Origin of the sequence: uncultured Blautia sp. (genome assembly GCF_902497045.1) — a bacterium.
Lineage (GTDB): Bacteria > Bacillota > Clostridia > Lachnospirales > Lachnospiraceae > Blautia_A.
This window is the reverse complement of sequence record NZ_CABVDF010000323.1, coordinates 1-2287: the sequence shown is the minus strand read 5'-3', so window position 1 is coordinate 2287 and position 2287 is coordinate 1. Positions and strand designations below refer to the sequence as shown.

Here is a 2287-nt window from a genome sequence, read left to right as displayed (position 1 = left end):
ATACTTGAAAAACCAATGAAATTTTAGTAGAATATGAACATATCAGACAAACAGGGAGGTATTACATATGGACGTTTATAGAACTGACCGAATCAGAAATGTAGTCCTATTAGGTCACGGAGGATCCGGCAAAACTACACTGGCAGAGGCAATGGCATATCTTGCAGGAATGACAAGCCGTTTAGGCAGAGTGGAAGATGGGAATACAGTCAGCGATTTTGATAAAGAGGAAATCAAAAGACATTTTTCAATTTCTACTTCTTTGGTTCCTGTTCCGTGGGATAAAGTAAAGATCAATATCCTTGACACTCCTGGATACTTTGATTTTGTAGGCGAGGTAGAAGAAGCTGTCAGCGCAGCAGATGCAGCGATCATCGTTGTTTCCGGTAAGGCCGGAGTTCAGGTGGGAACTCAGAAGGCATGGGATCTGTGCGAAAAATATAAACTTCCGCGTATGTTCTTTGTAACAGATATGGATATGGATGATGTCAGCTACCGTAAAGTTGTAGAGGAACTGACAGAGCTTTACGGCAAAAAAATTGCTCCGCTCCATTTCCCGATCCGTGAAGACGGTAAATTTGTCGGCTATGTAAATGTTGTTAAACAGGCCGGAAGAAAATATATTGACAAAGGTAAAAAACAGGAATGCGAGATTCCTGAATATCTCAATGAATATCTTGAGAAATATCATGATATCCTGATGGAATCTGTAGCGGAGACAAGCGAAGAATTTATGGACCGTTATTTTGAGGGAGATGAATTCTCTGTGACAGAGGTTTCCGCAGCTCTTGCTATGAACGTACAGGACGGAAGTATTGTTCCGGTATGCATGGGCTCTCCGGTAAGCTTAAGAGGTGTCTCAAATCTTCTGGACGATATCTGCGGTTATTTCCCAAGCCCGGACAAACGCTCCTGCAACGGAATTTCCCAGAAAACAAACGAAATTTTTGAAGCAAACTATGATTTTACAAAAGCGAAATCCGCATATGTATGGAAGACTATCGTAGATCCGTTCCTTGGTAAATATTCTCTTATAAAAGTAGTTTCCGGTGTTGTTAAATCCGACGATACTCTTTTAAATGTAGAGAAGGGTGAAGAAGAACGTCTGAACAAGCTGTATGTTCTGGAAGGCTCTAAGCCTTATGAGGTTCCGGAGCTTCATGCCGGCGATATCGGCGCCATTGCCAAACTGAACAGCGTGCAGACAGGAGACAGTCTTGCAACAAAAGCAATGCCTGTTCTTTATCCGAAGGCAGTGATCTCCACACCATATACATGCAAGAGATACAAAGCTCTGAACAAGGGTGATGAGGATAAGATTTCCCAGGCTCTTTCCAAGATGACAAGTGAGGATAAGACTCTTCGTACAGAGAACGATTCTGCCAACAGACAGACACTTCTCTATGGTATGGGTGACCAGCATCTTGATATCGTGGTAAATAAACTGAAAGAACGTTATAAAGTAGACATCGAGCTTTCCAAACCGAAGGTTCCGTTCCGTGAGACCATCCGCAAGAATTCTGACGTGGAAGGCAAGCATAAAAAACAGTCCGGCGGACATGGCCAGTATGGTCACGTTAAGATGCGCTTTGAGCCGTCCGGTGATCTGGAGACTCCATTTGAATTTGAGCAGGTTGTTGTAGGCGGCGCTGTTCCGAAAAACTACTTCCCGGCTGTGGAAAAGGGACTTCAGGAATGCGTTACCAAGGGACCTCTTGCCGCTTATCCGGTTGTAGGTGTAAAGGCAACTCTTTACGACGGATCTTACCATCCGGTAGACTCCTCAGAGATGGCATTTAAGATGGCTACGATCCTTGCGTTTAAGAAAGGCTTTATGGACGCATCTCCGGTTCTTCTTGAGCCGATCGTCAGCATGAAAGTCACTGTTCCGGACAAATATACCGGTGATGTTATGGGTGATCTTAACAAGCGCCGCGGCCGTGTGCTGGGAATGAATCCGGATCACAATGGAAATACCGTGATCGAGGCAGACGTTCCGATGCTTGAAATCTATGGATATTCAACAGACCTTCGTTCCATGACCGGCGGAAGCGGAGACTTCTCCTATGAGTTTGCACGTTATGAGCAGGCTCCTGCAGATATCCAGAAGAAAGAGATTGAAGCAAGAGCATCCAAGGTTGACGGAGCAGAAGATAAATAAAAAACAGTCCCCTGTCAGATGAGCAGGTGGGATATTTTAAGGCACAGGAATGATTCCTGTGCCTTAATTGCTTGTTAGGGCAAGGCCCTGTTTTACATTGTGAAGTTTTTCGTTGATCCGAAAAAC

General features: G+C 44.4%; 1 protein-coding gene. It reads left to right on the top strand.

Going from position 1 to position 2287, the window contains the following annotated elements; translation table 11 throughout:
• Nucleotides 1-67: 67 nt before the first annotated feature.
• A complete protein-coding gene (locus tag RDS42_RS14260; protein ID WP_308784242.1) occupies nucleotides 68-2161 on the top strand; it encodes an elongation factor G in 2094 nt (697 codons plus the stop codon).
• Nucleotides 2162-2287: the final 126 nt, after the last annotated feature.

What these genes read in the sequence shown, in the direction of transcription:
- RDS42_RS14260 (WP_308784242.1), top strand. Translation starts at nt 68, where the DNA reads ATGGACGTTTATAGAACTGACCGAATCAGAAATGTAGTCCTATTAGGT.